Below are 677 nucleotides of genomic sequence, written 5' to 3' on the forward strand. Positions count from 1 at the left end.
GGGTCAAAGGGCCGCCACCCCGCAACCCGGTGCGATAGCCGACCCCTCCCGAGGGTGCGTTGGTCTGCAGCGTAAACAGAGCCAGGGCAGCGCAGTCGGGGCAGAGACACTCCACCCTACCTCGCTTGACGAAATGATCGCTGTTGTTGCGCAGGGCATTTTCCCCGGGCGATTCGATCAATAGCGCGGCGATGGAATTAAGCCCCGCCTCTTCTGGCTTCAAGCTGAAGTCCTGCATGAAGCGGGCGCCCTCCCCGTCGAACTCGAAGGCAGGCAAAACCGGATCGAACCAGGCAGCCAGCGTGGCTAAATCCGGTGCCTGCCGAAACAGGCGGCTCCAGGCGGAGTGCGTATCGGCTGGGCTTACGCTTTGAAGCAGACCGATGGCAAACTGCATCAAGGCGCCGTTGAAATCCGCACGAGCCGCATCAAAAGCGACGACATCCGGATCGGATAGCATTCCAGGGGCAACCCAGTCGCGCAGCCCGTCGCGACGGCGCACCGGCATCCAGGGGTGTTGCAGGAGGTTCATGAACGGGGCTCCTGAAAAAAGGCGAAGTAGCAGCGAGCGTTGGAGGCTCCCGCCCCCAGCCCTTGCATATTCTCAGGGGGCGCCACACCAGGACAGGAGACTTTTCAAACCACAAATAAATACTAGCATTGGGTACGCTGTCTAG

At 61.0% G+C, this 677-nt stretch carries 1 protein-coding gene; it reads right to left on the reverse strand.

The genetic code is table 11. From position 1 onward, the window contains the following. Positions 1-532 (reverse strand): type I-E CRISPR-associated protein Cse1/CasA (gene casA / locus ZRA01_RS20410; protein ID WP_141355201.1); only part of this gene is annotated, 532 nt, incomplete at its 3' end. Positions 533-677: the final 145 nt, after the last annotated feature.

The organism is Zoogloea ramigera (assembly GCF_006539865.1).
Lineage (GTDB): Bacteria > Pseudomonadota > Gammaproteobacteria > Burkholderiales > Rhodocyclaceae > Zoogloea > Zoogloea ramigera.